Source organism: Pseudomonas rosaeacicularis (assembly GCF_057128745.1).
In genome coordinates this window covers 98,215-116,541 of record NZ_JBSKHT010000011.1, presented here as the reverse complement: position 1 = coordinate 116,541, position 18,327 = coordinate 98,215, and the positions used below count along the sequence as shown (strand labels likewise).

13 protein-coding genes are annotated in these 18,327 nt (G+C 54.6%); 9 read left to right on the top strand and 4 right to left on the bottom strand.

Annotation, left to right across the window (positions count from 1 at the left end; all coding sequences use genetic code 11):
* Window positions 1-3 precede the first annotated feature (3 nt).
* Window positions 4-243 (top strand): hypothetical protein, encoded by a 240-nt coding sequence (locus tag ACWKWM_RS15730; RefSeq protein ID WP_483847020.1) that lies wholly within the window; start codon window positions 4-6, stop codon window positions 241-243.
* Here the strand turns inward: ACWKWM_RS15730 and ACWKWM_RS15725 are convergent.
* Together ACWKWM_RS15725 and rlmM are read right to left on the bottom strand one after the other, a co-directional pair.
* Entirely contained in the window at window positions 224-787 is a 564-nt protein-coding gene (locus tag ACWKWM_RS15725) for a helix-turn-helix domain-containing protein (protein WP_483847019.1), read from the bottom strand. The genes ACWKWM_RS15730 and ACWKWM_RS15725 overlap by 20 nt on opposite strands.
* A 140-nt stretch (window positions 788-927) precedes the next feature.
* Window positions 928-1,995, bottom strand: a complete 1,068-nt coding sequence (rlmM, locus tag ACWKWM_RS15720) for a 23S rRNA (cytidine(2498)-2'-O)-methyltransferase RlmM (RefSeq protein WP_483847018.1) — start codon at window positions 1,993-1,995, stop codon at window positions 928-930.
* Between the two features lie 234 nt (window positions 1,996-2,229).
* Between rlmM and acnA the strand changes: the two genes are divergently transcribed.
* From acnA to ACWKWM_RS15695, 5 genes are all read left to right on the top strand, one after another.
* Window positions 2,230-4,971, top strand: coding sequence for an aconitate hydratase AcnA (gene acnA, locus ACWKWM_RS15715; protein ID WP_483847017.1), 2,742 nt, complete (start codon window positions 2,230-2,232; stop codon window positions 4,969-4,971).
* A gap of 525 nt (window positions 4,972-5,496) precedes the next feature.
* A complete protein-coding gene (locus tag ACWKWM_RS15710) occupies window positions 5,497-6,288 on the top strand; it encodes a lysostaphin resistance A-like protein (protein WP_483847016.1) in 792 nt (263 codons plus the stop codon).
* A gap of 103 nt (window positions 6,289-6,391) precedes the next feature.
* Window positions 6,392-7,957, top strand: coding sequence for a methyl-accepting chemotaxis protein (locus ACWKWM_RS15705; protein ID WP_483847015.1), 1,566 nt, complete (start codon window positions 6,392-6,394; stop codon window positions 7,955-7,957).
* 305 nt (window positions 7,958-8,262) lie between these two features.
* Window positions 8,263-8,928: a hypothetical protein gene (locus ACWKWM_RS15700; RefSeq protein WP_483847014.1), complete on the top strand. Its 666-nt coding sequence runs from the start codon at window positions 8,263-8,265 to the stop codon at window positions 8,926-8,928.
* A gap of 812 nt (window positions 8,929-9,740) precedes the next feature.
* Entirely contained in the window at window positions 9,741-10,370 is a 630-nt protein-coding gene (locus ACWKWM_RS15695; protein WP_483847013.1) for a hypothetical protein, read from the top strand.
* 50 nt (window positions 10,371-10,420) lie between these two features.
* Here the strand turns inward: ACWKWM_RS15695 and ACWKWM_RS15690 are convergent, their stop codons facing one another.
* Window positions 10,421-12,745: an autotransporter outer membrane beta-barrel domain-containing protein gene (locus ACWKWM_RS15690; protein ID WP_483847012.1), complete on the bottom strand. Its 2,325-nt coding sequence runs from the start codon at window positions 12,743-12,745 to the stop codon at window positions 10,421-10,423.
* 327 nt (window positions 12,746-13,072) lie between these two features.
* Here ACWKWM_RS15690 and ACWKWM_RS15685 point away from each other — a divergent pair, with 327 nt between their 5' ends.
* From ACWKWM_RS15685 to ACWKWM_RS15675, 3 genes are all read left to right on the top strand, one after another.
* Window positions 13,073-14,938, top strand: coding sequence for a hypothetical protein (locus tag ACWKWM_RS15685; protein WP_483847011.1), 1,866 nt, complete (start codon window positions 13,073-13,075; stop codon window positions 14,936-14,938).
* A 68-nt stretch (window positions 14,939-15,006) separates the two neighbouring features.
* Window positions 15,007-16,917: an immunoglobulin-like domain-containing protein gene (locus ACWKWM_RS15680; protein WP_483847010.1), complete on the top strand. Its 1,911-nt coding sequence runs from the start codon at window positions 15,007-15,009 to the stop codon at window positions 16,915-16,917.
* Between the two features lie 125 nt (window positions 16,918-17,042).
* Window positions 17,043-17,528: a hypothetical protein gene (locus tag ACWKWM_RS15675; protein WP_483847009.1), complete on the top strand. Its 486-nt coding sequence runs from the start codon at window positions 17,043-17,045 to the stop codon at window positions 17,526-17,528.
* Here the strand turns inward: ACWKWM_RS15675 and ACWKWM_RS15670 are convergent.
* The gene (locus ACWKWM_RS15670) at window positions 17,517-18,206 is read right to left on the bottom strand and encodes an alpha/beta family hydrolase (RefSeq protein WP_483847008.1); all 690 of its coding nucleotides are present in this window, start codon (window positions 18,204-18,206) and stop codon (window positions 17,517-17,519) included. The two genes, ACWKWM_RS15675 and ACWKWM_RS15670, sit on opposite strands and share 12 nt — an antisense overlap.
* Between the last annotated feature and the right edge of the window lie 121 nt (window positions 18,207-18,327).

Genomic DNA, 18,327 nt, shown 5'->3' with positions numbered 1-18,327 from the left:
GCCGTGCCGGAATATTCGCTGCATTGCGCAGTATTCGAACGGGTGTCGGGCGGGCAGATTCAGCAAAGTGTTGATTTGGTGCTGCTGGATAAACAACCGCACACCTCTGTAGGAGCGAATTTATTCGCGAGCGCCGACATGCCTGACATTGATTTTTCGCCTGACGCATTCCTCGCGGATAAATTCGCTCCTACAGGTCAGGGGATTGTCCGCAACACGGCGGCTAAATCACCACATTCCTGACAAACCGCAGCGCAACGTCCCCTTCGTTGCTGAAGGTGTGCGGCTGGTTGCTGGGAAACATGAAAAACTCTCCCGCCGCGACCTGCCGGATTTGGTCGGCAAGGGTCACGGTCAGGCAACCTTCGATGACGAACACCTGCTCGCTCCACCCATCAGGATCGGCATCGGAAACGTAAGAATCACCGGGCGCCAGGCTGAACTCCCACAGTTCGACTTCGCGCCGGGCGCTGGCCTTGGCCAATAACACCGCTTCGCTGCCAGATGATTCGCCGACCCACGCGACTTGGTTGATGCGACTGAAATCACGCTCATCCGGCGCCTGAATCAAATCACTGAACGCCACGCTCAGCCCTTCGGCGACGCGGTCCAGCGTCGCGAGGCTGACGTTGGTCTCACCCGCCTCGATTGCCACCAGCATCCGTCGGCTGACGCCCGATTTCTGCGCCAGCATCGTCTGACTGAGACCTGCAGCACGCCGCAACCGTCGCACGTTCAGGCTGACGTGCTGTAGAACCGGTGGCCGTGGGGGGTTGTCTTTTTGCACTGTCAGAACCTGCGAGTGAGTTCGCCCATATCAACTAACACCTGTAGGAGCTGACGAGCTCCGCGAGGCTGCGATTCGGTGTGTCAGGTGTACCGCATCGCAGCTTCGCACGGCTCGTCAGCGCCTACAAAAGCAACACTTCACGCCTTACGCTTCATATCCAGCCGCCGCAGATGGCACGTCACTTCTTCGCGGTCGTGGTACAGCTGCTTGCAGCCGATGGCCACTTTGATGCCTCGTGCCTTGAAACCTTCTTTGATACGGTCCAACAAGCGTCGTACTTCGGCGTAACGCTGTTTCATCGGCAGCTTCAGATTCACCACCGCTTCCCGGCATAGACCTTCGCCCAGCCAGGTTTCCAGCAATGCGGCATTGCGCGCGGGCTTCTCGACGATATCGCAGACCATCCAGTCCACCGGCTGACGCGGCTTGTAGGTGAAACCGTCGGCCATCAAATGCTGCACCAGACCGGTGTCCATCAGGCTTTCGGCCATCGGGCCGTTGTCGATGGCGGTGACCAACATACCGCGACGCACCAGTTGATAGGTCCAGCCGCCGGGCGCCGCGCCCAGATCAACACCGGTCATTTCGCCCGACAACCGCTCATCCCACTGATCACGGGGGATGAAGTGATGCCAGGCCTCTTCCAGTTTAAGCGTCGAACGGCTCGGCGCTTCCCGTGGGAATTTCAGCCGGGGAATGCCCATGGGCCACATCGCCGAATTATCGGCATCGGCCAGGCCGAGAAACACTTCGCGGCCACTTTTGAACGTCAGCAGCAGGCGCGGCAGTTTGGGGTTGTCCACCAGTTTGCCCGCTTGCATCAAGGCCTTGCGCAGCGGCGCTTCGAACTTGCGGCAAAAGGTCGAAAGCTCCTTGCCGTCGTTGGTGTCGACTACTTCGAGCCACAGGCTGCCGCAGGTGGCGAAGTCCGCCATGTGCGCGAGGATCACGCTGATGCGGTCGGTTTCCGGCAGATCCAGGAATACGCCCCGCGCCCACTGCCGAGGGAAAATCAGGTCGGTGAAGCGCACGCTGTTCATCAGGCGCTCGGCGCCGTCTTCTTCGGTGCAGACAAACTCGGCAAAGGCCGCGCTGGTCTTGGCCTTGGCGTACCCGGAGACGTCCAGATGCGCGGCGTGCTCGCTGATTTCAGAACAGACTTCGCTTTCAAAACCGGGACGGCAATGCATAAACAGGGTGTTCATTGAAGCTCCTCTGCACGAGCCAGAGCGGCGCGTGGCGGTACCTATACTTGAGGATAAACCTCAGCGACACAAAAGCGGCGCATGATAGCCCAATCAGGAACCACTGGCGCGGCTCGCAGGTCCAGTACTACATAAGCCGCCAACCAGAGCGTTCGTGCATAAAGATCCACCTGTGTTTTGGTTTGCCCGATTCCCCCAGGTCCGTGCCGTGCGGACTCGTCAAGGAGTTACTTCATGCCCTCCCTCGATAGCCTGAAAAGCCTCAAGACCTTAGAAGTCAACAATAAGACCTACCACTACTACAGCTTGCCCGACGCCGCTAAATCCTTGGGCGATCTGGACAAATTGCCGATGTCACTCAAGGTGCTGCTGGAAAACCTGCTGCGCTGGGAAGACAACAAGACCGTCACGGCCGATGACCTCAAGTCCATCGCGGCGTGGCTGACCGAACGCAAATCCGATCGAGAAATTCAGTACCGCCCTGCTCGCGTGCTCATGCAGGACTTCACCGGTGTGCCTGCGGTTGTCGATCTGGCCGCCATGCGCGCCGCCGTGGCGAAGGCTGGCGGTGATCCGCAGCGCATCAATCCGCTTTCACCGGTGGATTTGGTGATCGACCACTCGGTGATGGTCGACAAGTTCGGCGATGCCAACGCCTTTGGCGAAAACGTCGACATCGAAATGCAGCGTAACGGCGAGCGCTACGCCTTCTTGCGTTGGGGCCAGAGCGCCTTCGACAACTTCAGCGTGGTGCCGCCAGGTACGGGGATTTGCCATCAGGTGAACCTCGAATACCTGGGCCGCACGGTGTGGACCAAAGAAGAAGATGGCCGCACGTATGCCTTCCCGGACACACTGGTCGGTACCGATTCCCACACCACCATGATCAACGGCCTTGGCGTATTGGGCTGGGGCGTCGGCGGGATCGAAGCGGAAGCGGCGATGCTCGGCCAGCCGGTGTCGATGCTGATCCCGGAAGTCATCGGCTTCAAATTGCTCGGCAAACTCAACGAAGGCATCACCGCGACCGACCTGGTGCTGACCGTCACCCAGATGCTGCGCAAGAAAGGCGTGGTGGGCAAATTCGTCGAATTCTATGGCGACGGGCTGGCGCAGTTACCACTGGCTGACCGCGCCACTATCGGCAACATGGCTCCGGAATACGGCGCTACATGTGGCTTCTTCCCGGTGGACGACGTGACCCTGGATTACTTGCGACTGTCGGGCCGTCCTGCTGAAACCGTGGCCTTGGTCGAAGCCTATTGCAAGGCGCAGGGCCTGTGGCGGCTGCCGGGCCAGGAACCGGTGTTCACCGATGCGCTGGAGCTGGACATGAGCACAGTTGTCGCCAGCCTCGCCGGGCCAAAACGTCCTCAGGACCGTGTCGCGCTACCCGATGTCGGCCAAGCGTTCGATGACTTCCTTGGCTTGCAACTCAAGCCCAGCAAGCATGAAGAGGGTCGCCTGGAAAGCGAAGGCGGCGGCGGTGTCGCGGTCGGTAACGCCGCCCAAGTGGGCGAAGCGGATTATGAGTATGAAGGCGCGAAATATCGCCTGCGCAATGGCGCGGTGGTGATTGCCGCGATCACTTCCTGCACCAACACCTCCAACCCCAGCGTGATGATGGCAGCCGGTTTGCTGGCTAAAAAAGCGGTGGAAAAAGGCCTGCAGCGCAAACCCTGGGTGAAAAGCTCACTGGCACCGGGCTCCAAAGTGGTCACCGACTACTACAACGCGGCGGGGTTGACCCAATACCTCGACGCCTTGGGCTTTGATCTGGTCGGCTACGGCTGCACCACCTGCATCGGCAACTCCGGTCCGCTGCGTGATCCCATCGAAAAAGCCATTCAGCAATCGGACCTGACTGTCGCCTCCGTATTGTCGGGCAACCGCAACTTCGAAGGCCGCGTGCACCCGCTGGTGAAAACAAACTGGCTCGCCTCGCCTCCGCTGGTGGTGGCGTATGCGTTGGCGGGCACAGTGCGCACTGATCTGAGCAGCGAACCCCTGGGTGAAGGCAAAGATGGTCAGCCGGTGTACCTGCGCGACATATGGCCCAGCAGCCAGGAAATTGCGGAGGCTGTGCAAAAGGTCGACACCGCCATGTTCCACAAGGAATACGCCGAAGTCTTTGCCGGTGATGAACAATGGCAAGCCATTGAAGTGCCACAGGCCGCGACATACGTTTGGCAGGAGGATTCGACCTACATTCAGCATCCGCCTTTCTTCGATGACGTGTCGGGGCCTTTGCCGGTCATCGCCGATGTCAGCAACGCGCGCGTGCTGGCGATTCTGGGCGACTCGGTTACTACGGACCACATCTCCCCCGCTGGCAATATCAAGGCGGACAGCCCGGCCGGACGTTACCTGCGCAGCAAGGGCGTCGAGCCCAAGGACTTCAACTCCTACGGCTCGCGCCGGGGCAACCACGAAGTGATGATGCGCGGCACCTTCGCCAACATCCGCATTCGCAACGAGATGCTGGGTAATGAAGAAGGCGGTTTTACCTTGCATGTACCGACCGATGAAAAACTGCCGATTTACGACGCGGCCATGCGCTATCAACAGGAAGGCACGCCGCTGGTGGTAATTGCCGGTCAGGAATATGGCACCGGGTCGAGTCGCGACTGGGCGGCCAAAGGCACCAATTTGCTGGGGGTAAAGGCGGTGATCGCTGAAAGCTTCGAGCGAATCCACCGCTCAAATCTGGTGGGCATGGGTGTGCTGCCGTTGCAGTTCAAGGATGGCAAAACGCGCAAAACTCTGGAGCTGACGGGCAAGGAAACCCTGAACATCACCGGCCTGACCGGCGCGACGCTGCAACCGAGCATGACGCTGAAACTGCACATCACGCGTGAAGACGGTCAGTCGGAAGACGTTGATGTGTTGTGCCGAATCGACACCCTCAATGAAGTGGAGTACTTCAAGGCGGGCGGGATTCTGCACTATGTGCTGCGTCAGCTGATTGCTTCCTGAGAGAGCTGATTTGGCGCAATTTTGTAGGAGTGGGCTCGTCGTCCAGAGTCGCGCTGCGGCAAACTGGGAGGTATACGGCGTTGTTGTTTCGGGCCGGAGGCCGTAGGAGCCTGACTTGTCGGCGATCTGCCGGGAACCGGCAGCAAAGCTGTGCATGCGGTGGGTAACGTTTAGCGCAGATGGCCGGATTTAGGGCCGCTTCGCGCCCCATCGTCGGCAAGCCGGACTCCTACGCCCTTCGGGCAGAAGCAAGGCTGCGACGCTTTTGAAATCAGCGACATTTGCTTGTTTGATGAGAGTGCGCTTGCTCGCGATTGCGGTCCCCCAGTAACGACTCGTTGCTGACACCCTGTCCGCGAGCAAGCGTTTTCCTGCAGGCAATGCAGGTCACATTCGGATACGCCCTACACAAGCCCTCGAAATATCCACCCCGCTCTATCAACGACTTTCATCCAGGTCTGACAGGCGTGTGAATCTTTTAAACGCTAGAATCCTCGCCCTATTTCGCTGTTGAAGGACGCTGCCATGTCGGCGTTGCGCTGGACGACGCTGGCCCTGCTTACGCTCGGCTACGCTGTCGCATTCACCTACGGTCAGCTCAGCCTGCCCGCTGCCATAACAGTCGGCCTGCTGATCATGGCCGGTATCTGCGTCAGCCACTTTCGCCATTGGGCCGTCAATGCCTTCGGGCATCTGCTGTTCATTGGGCTCGCTATCGGACTGGCCAGCCATTGGTTACCGGGTTTTTTAAACCCCCGCGCCGTTGCTGCCGTTCGTTTCAGCCCTGATGCCGCGCCGTTTTCGATGTATCTCAATCTGGACAAATCCCTGATCGGTTTCTGGGTCGTGCTGGCCTGCCCGTGGGTGATCTATCGAGCGAGCGTCCTCCGTTCGGCAGCGGTCACGGCTTCAACCTTAGTCGTCACGACCTGCGTCTGCATGGCTACGGCCATCAGCTTGGGTGTTCTGGCCTGGGCACCCAAATGGCCAGAGCAAAGTGGCATCTGGATATTCAATAACCTGTTACTGGTGACATTGACCGAAGAGCTGCTGTTTCGCGGGTACATACAGGGTGGTTTGACCCGACTGTTTAAACGCTTGCCGTATCACGATGTGCTGGCAATCGCTCTGGCATCCATGGTGTTTGGCCTGGCGCATGCAGGCGCGGGATGGCAGTGGGTCCTGTTGGCCGGCGTCGCTGGCATCGGCTACGGCATCGCGTACCGTCTTGGCGGTTTGACGGCGGCGGTTTTGACACACTTCGGCCTGAATCTTGTGCACTTTTCTTTGTTCACGTACCCCATGTTCAATCGCTAAGCCCTAGTCCAGAGCCATACGGTTTGTGATGCAGTTCACACAACGCTCAATTTTTCAGAAGGCCGGCCGATATCCAGTCAAAGCCTTCCTGGATAGATAGCTCATGCGCAACAACCAGCCCATCACCCAACGCGACCGCACGTTTCCCGCACATCAACGGTTGATTTCAACCACCGATGCGCGCGGTGTTATCACCTACTGCAACGACGCGTTCGTCGATATCAGCGGTTTTTCCTACGAGGAACTGCTCAAGGCGCCACACAATACCGTGCGCCATCCGGACGTACCGTCAGCGGTTTTCGAGCATATGTGGACCACGCTCAAGCAGGGTCAACCCTGGATGGGGATCATCAAGAACCGCTGCAAGAACGGCGACCATTATTGGGTGAATGCCTATGTCACGCCGGTCTTTGAAAACAAGCAGGTAGTGGGCTTTGAATCAGTGCGGGTCAAGCCTACCCCCGAGCAGATCCGACGCGCCGAGGCGCTTTATAAACGCATCAACAGCGGCAAGGCGGCAGTGCCAAGCCGCGATAAATGGTTGCCGGTCTTACAGGATTGGCTGCCGTTCATTCTGGTCAGCCAACTGAGTTTTCTGATTGGCGTATGGCTCAATTCCCACTGGGGGTTCATCCTCGCGGCTGCGCTGTCCGTGCCGTTGGGACTGCTGGGCCTGAGTTGGCAGCAGCGCGGCATCAAGCGACTGTTGCGTCTGGCCGAGCAAACCACTTCTGATCCTTTGATCGCTCAGATGTATACCGACAGCCGTGGCCCGCAAGCGCGGCTTGAAATGTCGATCCTGAGCCAGGAAGCACGGCTGAAAACCTGCCTGACCCGCTTGCAGGACACTGCCGAACACTTGACTGATCAGGCCAGACAATCCGACAGCCTCGCCCAGGCCAGCTCAAGCGGACTGGAACGTCAACGCGTCGAAACCGAACAGGTCGCTACAGCCATTAACCAGATGGCGGCCACGACCCAGGAAGTCGCCAGCCATGTGCAGCGTACGGCCGACGCCACACAACAAGCCAACGCGCTGACCCGCAAGGGCCGCGACATCGCCAGCGAAACCCGCGAAGCGATTCAACGCTTGTCCGTATCGGTGGGCGAAACAGGGCTGACGGTCACTCAACTGGCCAAGGACAGTGACGAAATCGGCGGCGTGGTAGACGTCATCAAAGGCATTGCCGACCAGACCAACCTCCTGGCTCTCAATGCGGCCATCGAAGCTGCACGTGCAGGCGAAATGGGTCGCGGCTTTGCAGTCGTGGCCGATGAAGTCCGCCAACTCGCTCAGCGGACAACCGCCTCCACAGCGCAGATTCACAGCCTGATCGCCAAACTCCAACAGACTGCCAATGCCGCCGTCCAGACCATGAGCACCGGCCATCGTCAGGCGGAAGAAGGCGTGCAGCGCGTGCTGGAAGCCGACGAAGCCTTGGTCGGCATCAGCGACGCAGTGGCCAACATCACCGACATGACCACACAAATCGCGGCCGCGACAGAAGAGCAAAGCTCGGTTGCCGAGGAAGTCAGCCGCAACATCACAACCATCGCGCAGCTTGCAGACCAGACCTCCGACGAAGCCCGCCGCTCTGCAACACTCAGCGCTGAACTGACCAGCACGGCGAACACCCAGTATTCGCTGGTGGAGCGTTTTAATCGGTAGAAGCACACCGCACCACTCGAAAAGCCCCGGCAGATGCGTTTGCCGGGGCTTTTTTTGTCTACGCACCCCGTCATTTAAAAGTAGGAAATTTCCGAAAATAACTCGAAGTGCCCTTTGAGCGTTTGAATATGGGTAAACGGCGGCGAGTGTAGGGTTGACAGCTATCACTGACTCCTATTAGTTGAATTATAGATCGAGGTACATAGTTACCGCACATAGGTAGCAAATATCTGATCTCTAATTATTAACTTTTTAGGCTGCGCACAGTCAGGCTTGGCTGTTGCGGATGCTTTTTGGAGAATTTTATGAGCATTTCTGAATTTCAATATCCCTTCTCAGCGCCCGTTGTTCCGATCGCTGACCCAGTGGATGGCCTGTTGCAAACAGTAGATCTCGGCCAGCCGATTCCGGTTGAGATTGTGGTGTGGGATGCAGTTCGGCCAGGCTACTTCGTGCAGCTAAAGCTTGACGGAGAGCTGGTTGGTGATATCCGAACCTTCACTGACACGGATAAACCTGGAGATGTGGCGGTACTGAAGCTTAACGAGAAACTTCTCAAAGCGAATGGCCGCCATGAAGTGCTGTATCAAGCTACAAACAACATAAGTGAAGTCGCAAGAGACTCGCCGAGCATTTATTTAATCACTGACAGTGTAGCTCCTGGTGCTGCATTAATAGCGCCGACAGTTATCCCACAAGTCACTTTGGGGGAGACCTTTACAGTCGCAATAGCCAGTTACGCTGGCATGAAGACCGGAGACTTTATCCAAACAGTATGCAATGGAATGAAAGGCCCCGCTCACACCGTTGTCGATGGAGAACTGAAAGACACCCCCATCACGATAATCTTCGAACGAGAGTTTTTACAAAGCTTGGGAAGCAGTAGCGTTTTGATCGAATACTTCATCACCGACCGCGCAGGAAACGTATCAATTATGTCGCTGCCAGTGACTCTGACAATCCAAGCGTGACTTACGAGTTGGCCCTCCCGCGTGATAATCATCAAGTAGTAAGCATTCACGTTATCGAGGTCATTTCACTGAAATGCAACCCAGGCATTTGAACTGTATCCATCCTCTCTATCTGCGGGAGGGTGGATTATCAAGCCAAAAGACCTGGTGCCCTCGATACGCTCTTCTGCACCGTATGCAGGGTGGTTAGCTCAGATCGTTTTCCATCGAGCCCTCCACCAACGGCTTCGCTGGCTGGACCCTGCGCACGCGAGCATCTGCGCGGTAAAACTATCCGAATGGACCGTAGCTATGAGTACAGTAAGTCGCCAGATACGATCCCCTCACCACTCATCTAGCAGGAAAGCGCGCTTCGCATCACAACTCGAACGACTTAGATTACGGATACGCCTCGAGTTATTGTCATCCATTTGAATTGATCGTGGATCTAGAGATATCTTTTTGACAACATTGGAAAAAATAATTCAGGTAATGGATAAATGCTTCAGAGGTTGAAATCCGACCAATAAATTTCCTACAAAATGCAGTACTTTCGGAATTGGTTGTAATACATGTCTGACTTTTTCTCGGAAAGCATTTTTTTACCGCCGCAAGCGCCCGTAATCATTGAGTTCGGTTAAAAATCACGGCTTGAAGTATTTTGCAACATTCAGGGGCATAACGGCGTTTTCTTAGGAAAAGGGCTGAAAACCTCAACGTTGACAACAAGATTTTTGAAACTGAACATATGTCCCGGGATCGCTCGTCTTGTAGCTTTCACAGTAAGAATTGAGCCTCCCCGACATTTTCAATAACAAGCACTCGGAGCCAATATGGGAAAACACGACAAAAAAAAGTCTTGCTTCAGGCCAGATATCAATGCGACTGGTATCACCAATCAAGACAGCGATGATAATGATAAGCCGATTGAAAGTTCGAGCCTTCCGCCCGTCACATCAGAGCTCATTGACTCGCTAGGTTTTCATGACGATGAGGTGTCTGCGAAACTGTACAAAGAAGCGTTGAGGCGAGCGCCCGGTTATCCGTGGTCACCTGCCAAAGAAACAGACAAGGTTATTACTACACCCAATTTGCTGGCGCCCTTTCTTTCTGGTGCAAACGCTCAGGCTGTTACGCCCGAGCAAATGGTTGCCGGGATATGTATCAACATTCCCGAATCCGAAATGCTGTGTACGAGAGATCAAATAAAATTGATTTGGGGACAGAACACTTTTTACACAGCCATTGAATCAAAACCAAGTCCTGCTGAGCCGAGCCTGGCTCAATACATTAACAGCGAGCAAATTGCGCACTACCAAAATGGCGAAGTCTGTATTCGCTACGAAGTAATTCGGAGTTCACATGTGGTCGGCATTTCGGAAACACTGAAAATTAATCTCGAGGGTAACGGCAGACCTAGATCTGGTCGACGTCGACGCTCAGTAAAACGCAGAAGCATCTAAAAAAAATCCCGGCTACTCAACGTAGCCGGGACTCAGATCCCCACAACTATTTAGAAGGCTAACGTCAGCCCCAAGTTTGCACCCCAGGGCTGTTCTACATGCTTGCCCTTCATGTAATCGAAGTCAGCGTGCAGTTGCAGCCGTTTGGAAAGCGAAACGGCAACACCCGCTCCAAGCTCTGCGCGAGACCCGAACAGATTGTTATCAAAATGAGCTTCATTGACTGTCACATCATTACTGCGAGCGAACTCATGAGCCATCGCCACACGCACATAGGGCTGAACGATGCTGCCATCATCAAGCGCGAAATTACGCCCCGCCGTCGTCCCCACCTTGCCGAGCACCGACTGCGTGCTGGAGTTTTTCGCCTTCATCCCGTTGCTCAGCGAGTAGCTGTCACCGCCGATGGACACTCCCGACAGCTGCGTATAGGGCTCAACAAAATAGTCATCAGCAAGCTGGATGTGCTTACCGAATTCAATCGAGGCACCTACAGCCTTGTTGTTGTAGCGCGCTTTCGCTTTGCCGCCATCGCTCATCGCGACCTTCGACTCGTTACGGAACCTGTTGAACTTAAGCACACCGTCCAGGTAATAACCTTCGTCCAACAACCAGGTGCCATAAGCGCCAACGTAGTAACTATTCACCGTGCCAGAAGTGCCGCCACTCAGATCCAGATCAGATTTGCTGTAGCCGCCCATCAACCCCATCACAAGATTGCCATTAGCTACCGTTATCGGCGCATCAGCGCCAAACGACATGCCCTGCTGCTTCTGGTGGTAATTAAGGCCCGCACCCGTGCTGGCATTGAAGCGGTTGCCGTAGCTGCGAATCCAGCCACCGCCTTCCTCCTGCCCTCGCACCTCGCCCATACGGCTGCGCAGCGTGGTCAGCTCACTGTTCCAGATAGCCGGCGCTGCGTTGAACAACGCCAAGGCGCTCTGCGTCGAAGGGCTGATGGTTTTACCCTCGCCCACGATGAACCAGTCATTGCCCTGCTTCTCAAGCAGGTAGGAGTAAGCGCCGAGGTCGACACGATTACCGAGCAAGCCGAACTGAGCGTCGCCGCCTTCGGTGTGGACGATGCGCAGCGGGTCAAACTCCGCCGGTACTACCTCGACGCCGGTGTTTTTGACGTTCAGCTTGTGGTAGCCGGTTGCCTCCCCGTTGACCTCCAGCAGGTCGCCCTGCGCGGTGTCCAGGTTGATGCGCATGTCGAAGGTGCCGTGGCCGGAGAGTTCGCCCAGAGAAAGGGTATGGAAGCCTTCTTCATCAAAGTGGACACGGCCACCACTGAGCGACAAAGAGCCCAACTGGGAGTCGCCGCTAAATTGCCAATAAGAACCCAAGTTAATGCCGACGGAGCGGGCATTATAGATGTTCCCACTCAGCGATGCGCTGTTATCAAAAACCACATCTAAAATTGCACTTGCGTCCGCGACCAAATCTCCGAACAATTGACTGTGATCCACCTTAAAGGTTACTTCGCTATCTTGTTCAACATCTAAAATAACACCATTACCAGCAACCAGTCTGGAGTCTCTCGTGATCAATATATCAGCAATATTTATTGAACCATCGTTATATGCACGCTCAACACGGATCGCTGCTCCATTGTTAGACGTAAGCGTCGAACCATCGACCTCAACTCGATTGACTAGCCCGAGAGCTTCATCGCTAGCGCTAACCGAACCGTTCGCTACTACGATGGCGTTCATGGCACCGCTGACGCTGCTGCCACCTCCGACATGTATGACACCGCCGGCAACTCTTATACCGAAGCCGCCAACTCCGGCTTGCGCAAAACCCTCTACAGAACTTTCAGACAGCCAGAGCTCACTACGCGGGCTTAACTGTATCCCGGTGTCCAACCCCGAGATCACGCTAGCATTTATAATACCTGTCGAACCAGGCTTAACACTGTGAGGCTGTGCCCCCAAAACCATCCCAACGCCGTTGGAGTTCCCAACGACGGAATTGCTTAACTTTACAGACCCATCGAACGCCAAAATGCCTTTCGTTATGCTACTGCCTGTAGCATTCAAAGTGGCTTGGACCATTTTAACGGCACCGACGACGGCTCCATTAATTAAATTAAGCTGCCCATTGTTAATTACTCCATAACTGGAGATGGGTGATGAAGCGTCGACTGTCAAATGAGTACCATCAATAATGATGGCAGGAATAAATTGTCCATTAATAAAGATCAGCTCCTTGCCAAAGAGAGCCTCCATTCCAAAAGATGTCTGAGCTGGAGAAATGTTATCCACGTCTGCCAACACAACCGGCATGAAAACGCATATGGATAGTGCAAGGGCGCTTTCCTTAATACCAATTTTCAGAGTAGCGCGATGATAAAGTGTTGTTAATCTCATTCAGACCTCCTATAGGAAGCGCCGAAGTGTCTAGCAATGATAAAAGCCCAACGGAAACAAAAAAAATAAAGAAGGTAGGAAAATTCCGGTTTGCCGAGTCTTTTTTCCTACGAGAACTAGCAAACATGACCAGTAAAACAAGGCGCTGCACGACAGACAAAGGAGAGGACGATTCCAACGCAGAGCCATATTTCCTACGACGACCAAAGACGTCCTACAGATACTAATTTTTGGATCTTGACAGCCGCCCAAGAACAATATTATTTAAATAACGAGCTAATCACTCTACCAATTTATAAAACCTAATCTCATTTTCCAAGGATGTTTATGAATACTTTCCAACACGTTGCAAGCACCCCCCGCAGCAGCCCTTATAAAAGAGAGCCTCGCTTGCTCGCTGCGCCGGACGTAAAGGTTGCTTACCATGATGAAGATACGCCGGGGCTAGTTCCCATTCACGAACTCGATAATCCTCTCATCGTAAATTTTGCAGTTTGGGATGCCGCAAAAACTGGCTATACGTATACCCTCGTATTCGACGGCACCGTGACAGGTCCGGAAAAAACAATTTTAGAAACGGATAGGCCCGGAGATGAACTTACGCTTGAGATTCCGACTAGACTCCTGAGCGAGGGTACTCATACCGTCGCCTATCGTGCGTATAGTCCTTTCAGTAACGTAGCGGAGATCTCGAACTTTTTTTCCATTACCATTGACCGCACCGCCCCCGGCAAGCCGGAACTAGGCGCGATTCAATTCCCAGTAGAAGTTCAAAATGGACTGACACTTGCCGAGCTAGTACAGCTTGGAAACGTCCTGAATGTCGAAATTGCCAGTTATACCCAGATGGCAAAACATGACACTATTCATACATTCTGGGGAGAGAAACCCGGACCTGTCGTAAATGTCAGCGAAAATGAGATGGGGCTGGATAAAATTATTTTCGATTTTACCCGCGAGTTTTTGGAGTCAGTAGACAGTGGTGCTAAAGATGTCAAATATCACGTTGTAGACCGTGCTGGGAACGTTTCGGAAGACTCGCTGGCTGTGGAAATCACCCTGCTCCTTCAGGAAATTTCGGAGGATTACCCAGCTCCGATCCTAGACCCGGCCATTGGCGATCTAATCGATTACTCAGAAGCAAAGTCTGGTGTAAGAGTTGAAATCCCAAATTATCCGGACGCTGCCGCTGGTGACGAAGTAACCTTCTACTGGGGCGATGACCTACCGCTGCAGCCCGTTAAGGTCCCACCAGGCAACGAAGAAGACGACATCGTATTAACACTAGAAATTCATTATGAAACTACTGCACTTTTCCCAACAGACACCATCATACTGAAGTATAGCGTATCCCGTGGCAATCAGATTGTAGGTACCTCACTCCCTAAGATAGTGGAAGTTTTTTTGACGCTGCCTGTTCCAGAGCCTACATTCCCTCCCACCATTCAAGGAACTAGTGTTAACAACCCAAATAAAGACGATAACTTTATCGACGAAGATGATTATGAACTTAATGGCCGAGCCATTCTGACATGGAACCCGGCTTACAAAGAAAGCGATAATATCAATCTTTATTGGGGTGACCAGTATAGAGCCCAGTGGTATCAAATCAGTGAGGAAGACGTAACGGCTGCGAAAGACTTAGTTATCCCGATTGCGAACAGCATTATGAAAGCACAAGGTACTGGCGTTGAGATCCCTACTCGCTACACTGTCGTCCGGGATAACAATCCAAATGAGACCAGATCTCCGACACAGCAAGTGACTGTTCGCTCGAAAGAAAGCTTGCCGGGCGGCCCGGATGGACTCGAAGGTCCTCCCTTCAAACTAAATCCTTTAGGATATCTATCCCCTTGGCTGAACGAAAACGGCGCTGATGTAAAGATCGAACCCTATATCAATATAGGTGAAAAGCAAAAATTGTTTTTTACTTTTAAAGGGTTTGACCAAGATAACAACCCAATTGAAAGTGCTACGTATTCAAACACTCGCGTGATGGACGATTTGGATGTGGTTAGCGGGTACACCTTTACAGTTCCATATACCATTTTGCGGACACTGTGTTTTGGATTTGCGGAAGCAAGTTTTCGTGTGGAGCCCGCGCCAGGTAGTAATCAGAGTGCTGTGACATCAAAAATCACTAGAGTACCTGTTGAAATGCGGGCGCCTTCTGAAAACAGCTGCCCTATTTAATAAAACTTTAATATGCCAAACCAATCCTGTCGGTAGCGGGTGTATCGGTTTGGCAACAGGAGTTCAAAATGTTTGATCTATCTGCAATTAATGTTCGTACTGCGGACGTTATCGAAGCTCCAGTTGTTGTATCAGCGATTGAGAATGGGCTTATACCGGTGGATGCTTTGAAAACCCCTCTAGCAGTAGAACTGAAGGTTTGGCCCTCCGCCCTACCGGAATACACCTACATGCTAAGATTGAATGGCATGTCTGTGCCGCCTGAGAAGGAGATTCTTGAGTCTCATCGTCCGGGAGATGTGCTGAATTTAGAGATCCCGGTGGAGTTGCTAACAGAAGGTACTCATGAAGTCTCTTACGTAATTTACAGTCCCTTCAGCAACACCAGTGCGGACTCTTTTGCCACCACCATCACCATCGACAAAACCGCCCCCGGCGCACCCCAACTCGCCCCCATCATCTTCCCGGACGCGATCCAGAACGGCCTCACATCGTCCGAACTGGAATCACTGAACAACGTCCTGCCAGGCAAGATCGCCAGTTATGGCGGCATCGCCGAAGGAGATGTCATTCGAACTTACTGGGGTTCGCTCGAAGGCCCGATTACGTTCGTTAGCGCCAACGACATGGGGCTGAACCGGGTGATGGTCGATTTTCCCCGCGCGCTCCTGGAGCAGGTCGGCGATGGCGAGGCGCCCGTGCATTACACCGTGACCGATCAGGCGGGCAATCTTTCGATGCCTTCCGAAAACGTGTCGGTGACTCTGGAACTGTCTGTCATCACACCCCTCCCGCCACCATTGATCAAAGAGGCCGTCGGAGACACGCTTGATCCAGCGGCAGCCGTCGGCGGCGCAACGGTGGTGATTGACTCCACCGCCAACCTGCAGCTCGGCGAAAAAGTGGTTGTCCGCTGGAAAGGCCCAAAAGGTAGCGACGAAAAAGAAAAAGTCGTCAGCGAAGAAGAAGCTGGCAAAAGCTTGGAAGTAGTCTTCGCCGCCCCACTAGTCGCTGTCAACGACGGGCAAACGGTGGAAGTCTCTTACAGCGTGACTCGCACCAGCGGCATCGTTCAAGACTCCGATACCGTGGCGCTTAGGATCTTGAGTGCAGTGCTTGAACTGCCCGCACCGACAATGGACACCGTTGGCTCGGATGGCATCTTGCGGCCTTCGCTGATTCCCGAGTCGGGAGGATCTGTCAGGGTCAGCTATCCAGACAGTACGGTCGGCGACCTGGTCATGGTCCGCTGGATGGGCACCTATGTTGAAGATACGCCTGCTCAAACGATTGGCACCGAGCCCACGCTGACATTCAACGTGTCGAAGGCGGCTATCTTAGACTCCGAGGGGAAGGCGGCCACGCTGCATTACTACGTACAGCGTGAAGGTGTGGACCGTGAATCCGAAAAGCTCGCGCTGACGGTGACGTCTGCCCTGGAGTTTGACACCTCGGCTGTGGTGCTGAGCGGTAAGGTGTATCTGCTGCCGGGTAGCCCGGAATTGCTGCCGGCATTCCCGACCGGTACGACCCTCACGCGCGTGGCAACGGGAGGTAAACCGCCCTATGTCTATGACTCAAGCGATGTACTGATTGCCCATGTCGATGAGCAGGGTCTGGTGTCCGTTCGTGGCAACGGCAGCGCGACCATTACCGCCACGGACGCAGCGGGCGAAAGCAAGGCCTACAGCGTTTCGGTAACCGGTGTCATTCATTGCATTGGTGTCGGCGCAGGTACCTTGACGCAGGTTTCAAACTCGGCGGCTGCCATCGGTGCGCGCATTCCGAACATTCAGGAACTGATCGAAATCTATAACGCCTACAACGGGCGCTGGCCGATGGGCAAAGGTCTGTACTGGTCCTCTACCGTGGCCAAGAACGTGCTCGGCGCAAAGTGGTATTACGCCAAAGACCTCGACACTGGCAAGGATTTCAAATACCTGCATATCAATGGAGCTCTCGGCGTCTCGATTCGATAAACGCTGAAGGACTTTCCATTCACTTCTCGGCGGGCTGATGGAGCCCGCTCCCCCCGGCGCCACAATCGTATGGCGTCAGCGGGGGCTTTGTTTCGTGAGCACATCTATTTGTTGAGAGAGAGATCATGACTGATTCAATAAATCTCCAGAAAACCCACCTGAACGTACCGTCCCTCGTCGAGCAGTTTCAGGCGACGGTCAACGGCAAGCCCTTTGTTGCAGCCAGCGTGACGGCCTGGTCCTGCTGGCGCTCGGAACTGCGGCACAAACCCAATCGGCGGATATGGAAAATTCTCGCCACGGGTCACGTTACCCGGCACAGCACCAGCATCGGCCTGTTCATTGACCAGACCCTGGGCCCTGGCACCTATGACCTGGTGAATAATCCTTGCATCAGTGTCGTTTATCACAGGACACCTCGTCAGATGGCGCGGGTCTATCACTCCCGCTATTTCCAGACGGGCGAATTGATCCTGCTGGAGTGCAACCCTGACACTCGCCGCCTGCGCGGCACCCTCGAGTTCGGCATGTCCTCCATCAACTTCAAACTGGCGCAAGGCGCATTCAACCTGCAGTGGATCAACGAAGCACAAGACGCATCAGCCCAGTAATAGAAGGGCAACCTGCTCAGCCGCATCCTGCAGACACGCCTCATGACTGACGCCCGATGACTTCAACGGTTTGAGGTCGTGGTTGGCAGTGGGCAGCCAATGCACGCCGATAGCCTTTGAAAGTACGTACTGCTCAACGGCCTGACGATTCCCTAACGCGTCACGCTCGCCTTGAACGATCAGCGTCGGGGTACTCAAAAACTCAAGATGCGCGACCCTTGGCTTTTCCGGCTTGCCCACGGCGTAGAACGGATAGCCGAGACACACCAGCGCATCCACGTTCAGTTCATCTGCAATCAGACTGGCCATCCGCCCGCCCATGGATTTGCCACCTATCGCCAAACGTCCGCTGACCAAGGGTCGCACCGCTTCGTACACCTGGCGCCAGCACTCCAGTAATTTCGGTTGCGGATTGGGAGGACGTTTCCCTCCGTCGATTCGGCGTTGGGCCATGTAGGGAAACTCGAAGCGCAGTACGCCAACCCCCAAATCAGCCAGACGCCGGGCTATGTCATTCATGAACTCACTGTCCATTGGAGCGCCGGCGCCATGAGCCAAGATTAATGTGGCGGTCGTATTTCCCGTGACGCTGACTGGCGCATTCCACAACCAACCCTGCTGCGCTGCACATTGGGCGACTTGATCTGCACCTTTACCGCCTTTCAACGCTTTACTCACCGCGCAACCTCACTGTTCGTTAATTGAGCCGGGCGCAAACGTTTGAGCCAGCTCATTTCGGGCGTAATTATGCCCCACTCAATCCCCAAGCCGGACAGCCTCGGTTCAGCTCTGCCTGCGT

What these genes read in the sequence shown, in the direction of transcription:
- rlmM (WP_483847018.1), bottom strand. Translation starts at nt 1,995, where the DNA reads ATGAACACCCTGTTTATGCATTGCCGTCCCGGTTTTGAAAGCGAAGTC.
- acnA (WP_483847017.1), top strand. Translation starts at nt 2,230, where the DNA reads ATGCCCTCCCTCGATAGCCTGAAAAGCCTCAAGACCTTAGAAGTCAAC.
- ACWKWM_RS15710 (WP_483847016.1), top strand. Translation starts at nt 5,497, where the DNA reads ATGTCGGCGTTGCGCTGGACGACGCTGGCCCTGCTTACGCTCGGCTAC.
- ACWKWM_RS15705 (WP_483847015.1), top strand. Translation starts at nt 6,392, where the DNA reads ATGCGCAACAACCAGCCCATCACCCAACGCGACCGCACGTTTCCCGCA.
- ACWKWM_RS15700 (WP_483847014.1), top strand. Translation starts at nt 8,263, where the DNA reads ATGAGCATTTCTGAATTTCAATATCCCTTCTCAGCGCCCGTTGTTCCG.
- ACWKWM_RS15695 (WP_483847013.1), top strand. Translation starts at nt 9,741, where the DNA reads ATGGGAAAACACGACAAAAAAAAGTCTTGCTTCAGGCCAGATATCAAT.
- ACWKWM_RS15690 (WP_483847012.1), bottom strand. Translation starts at nt 12,745, where the DNA reads ATGAGATTAACAACACTTTATCATCGCGCTACTCTGAAAATTGGTATT.
- ACWKWM_RS15685 (WP_483847011.1), top strand. Translation starts at nt 13,073, where the DNA reads ATGAATACTTTCCAACACGTTGCAAGCACCCCCCGCAGCAGCCCTTAT.
- ACWKWM_RS15680 (WP_483847010.1), top strand. Translation starts at nt 15,007, where the DNA reads ATGTTTGATCTATCTGCAATTAATGTTCGTACTGCGGACGTTATCGAA.
- ACWKWM_RS15675 (WP_483847009.1), top strand. Translation starts at nt 17,043, where the DNA reads ATGACTGATTCAATAAATCTCCAGAAAACCCACCTGAACGTACCGTCC.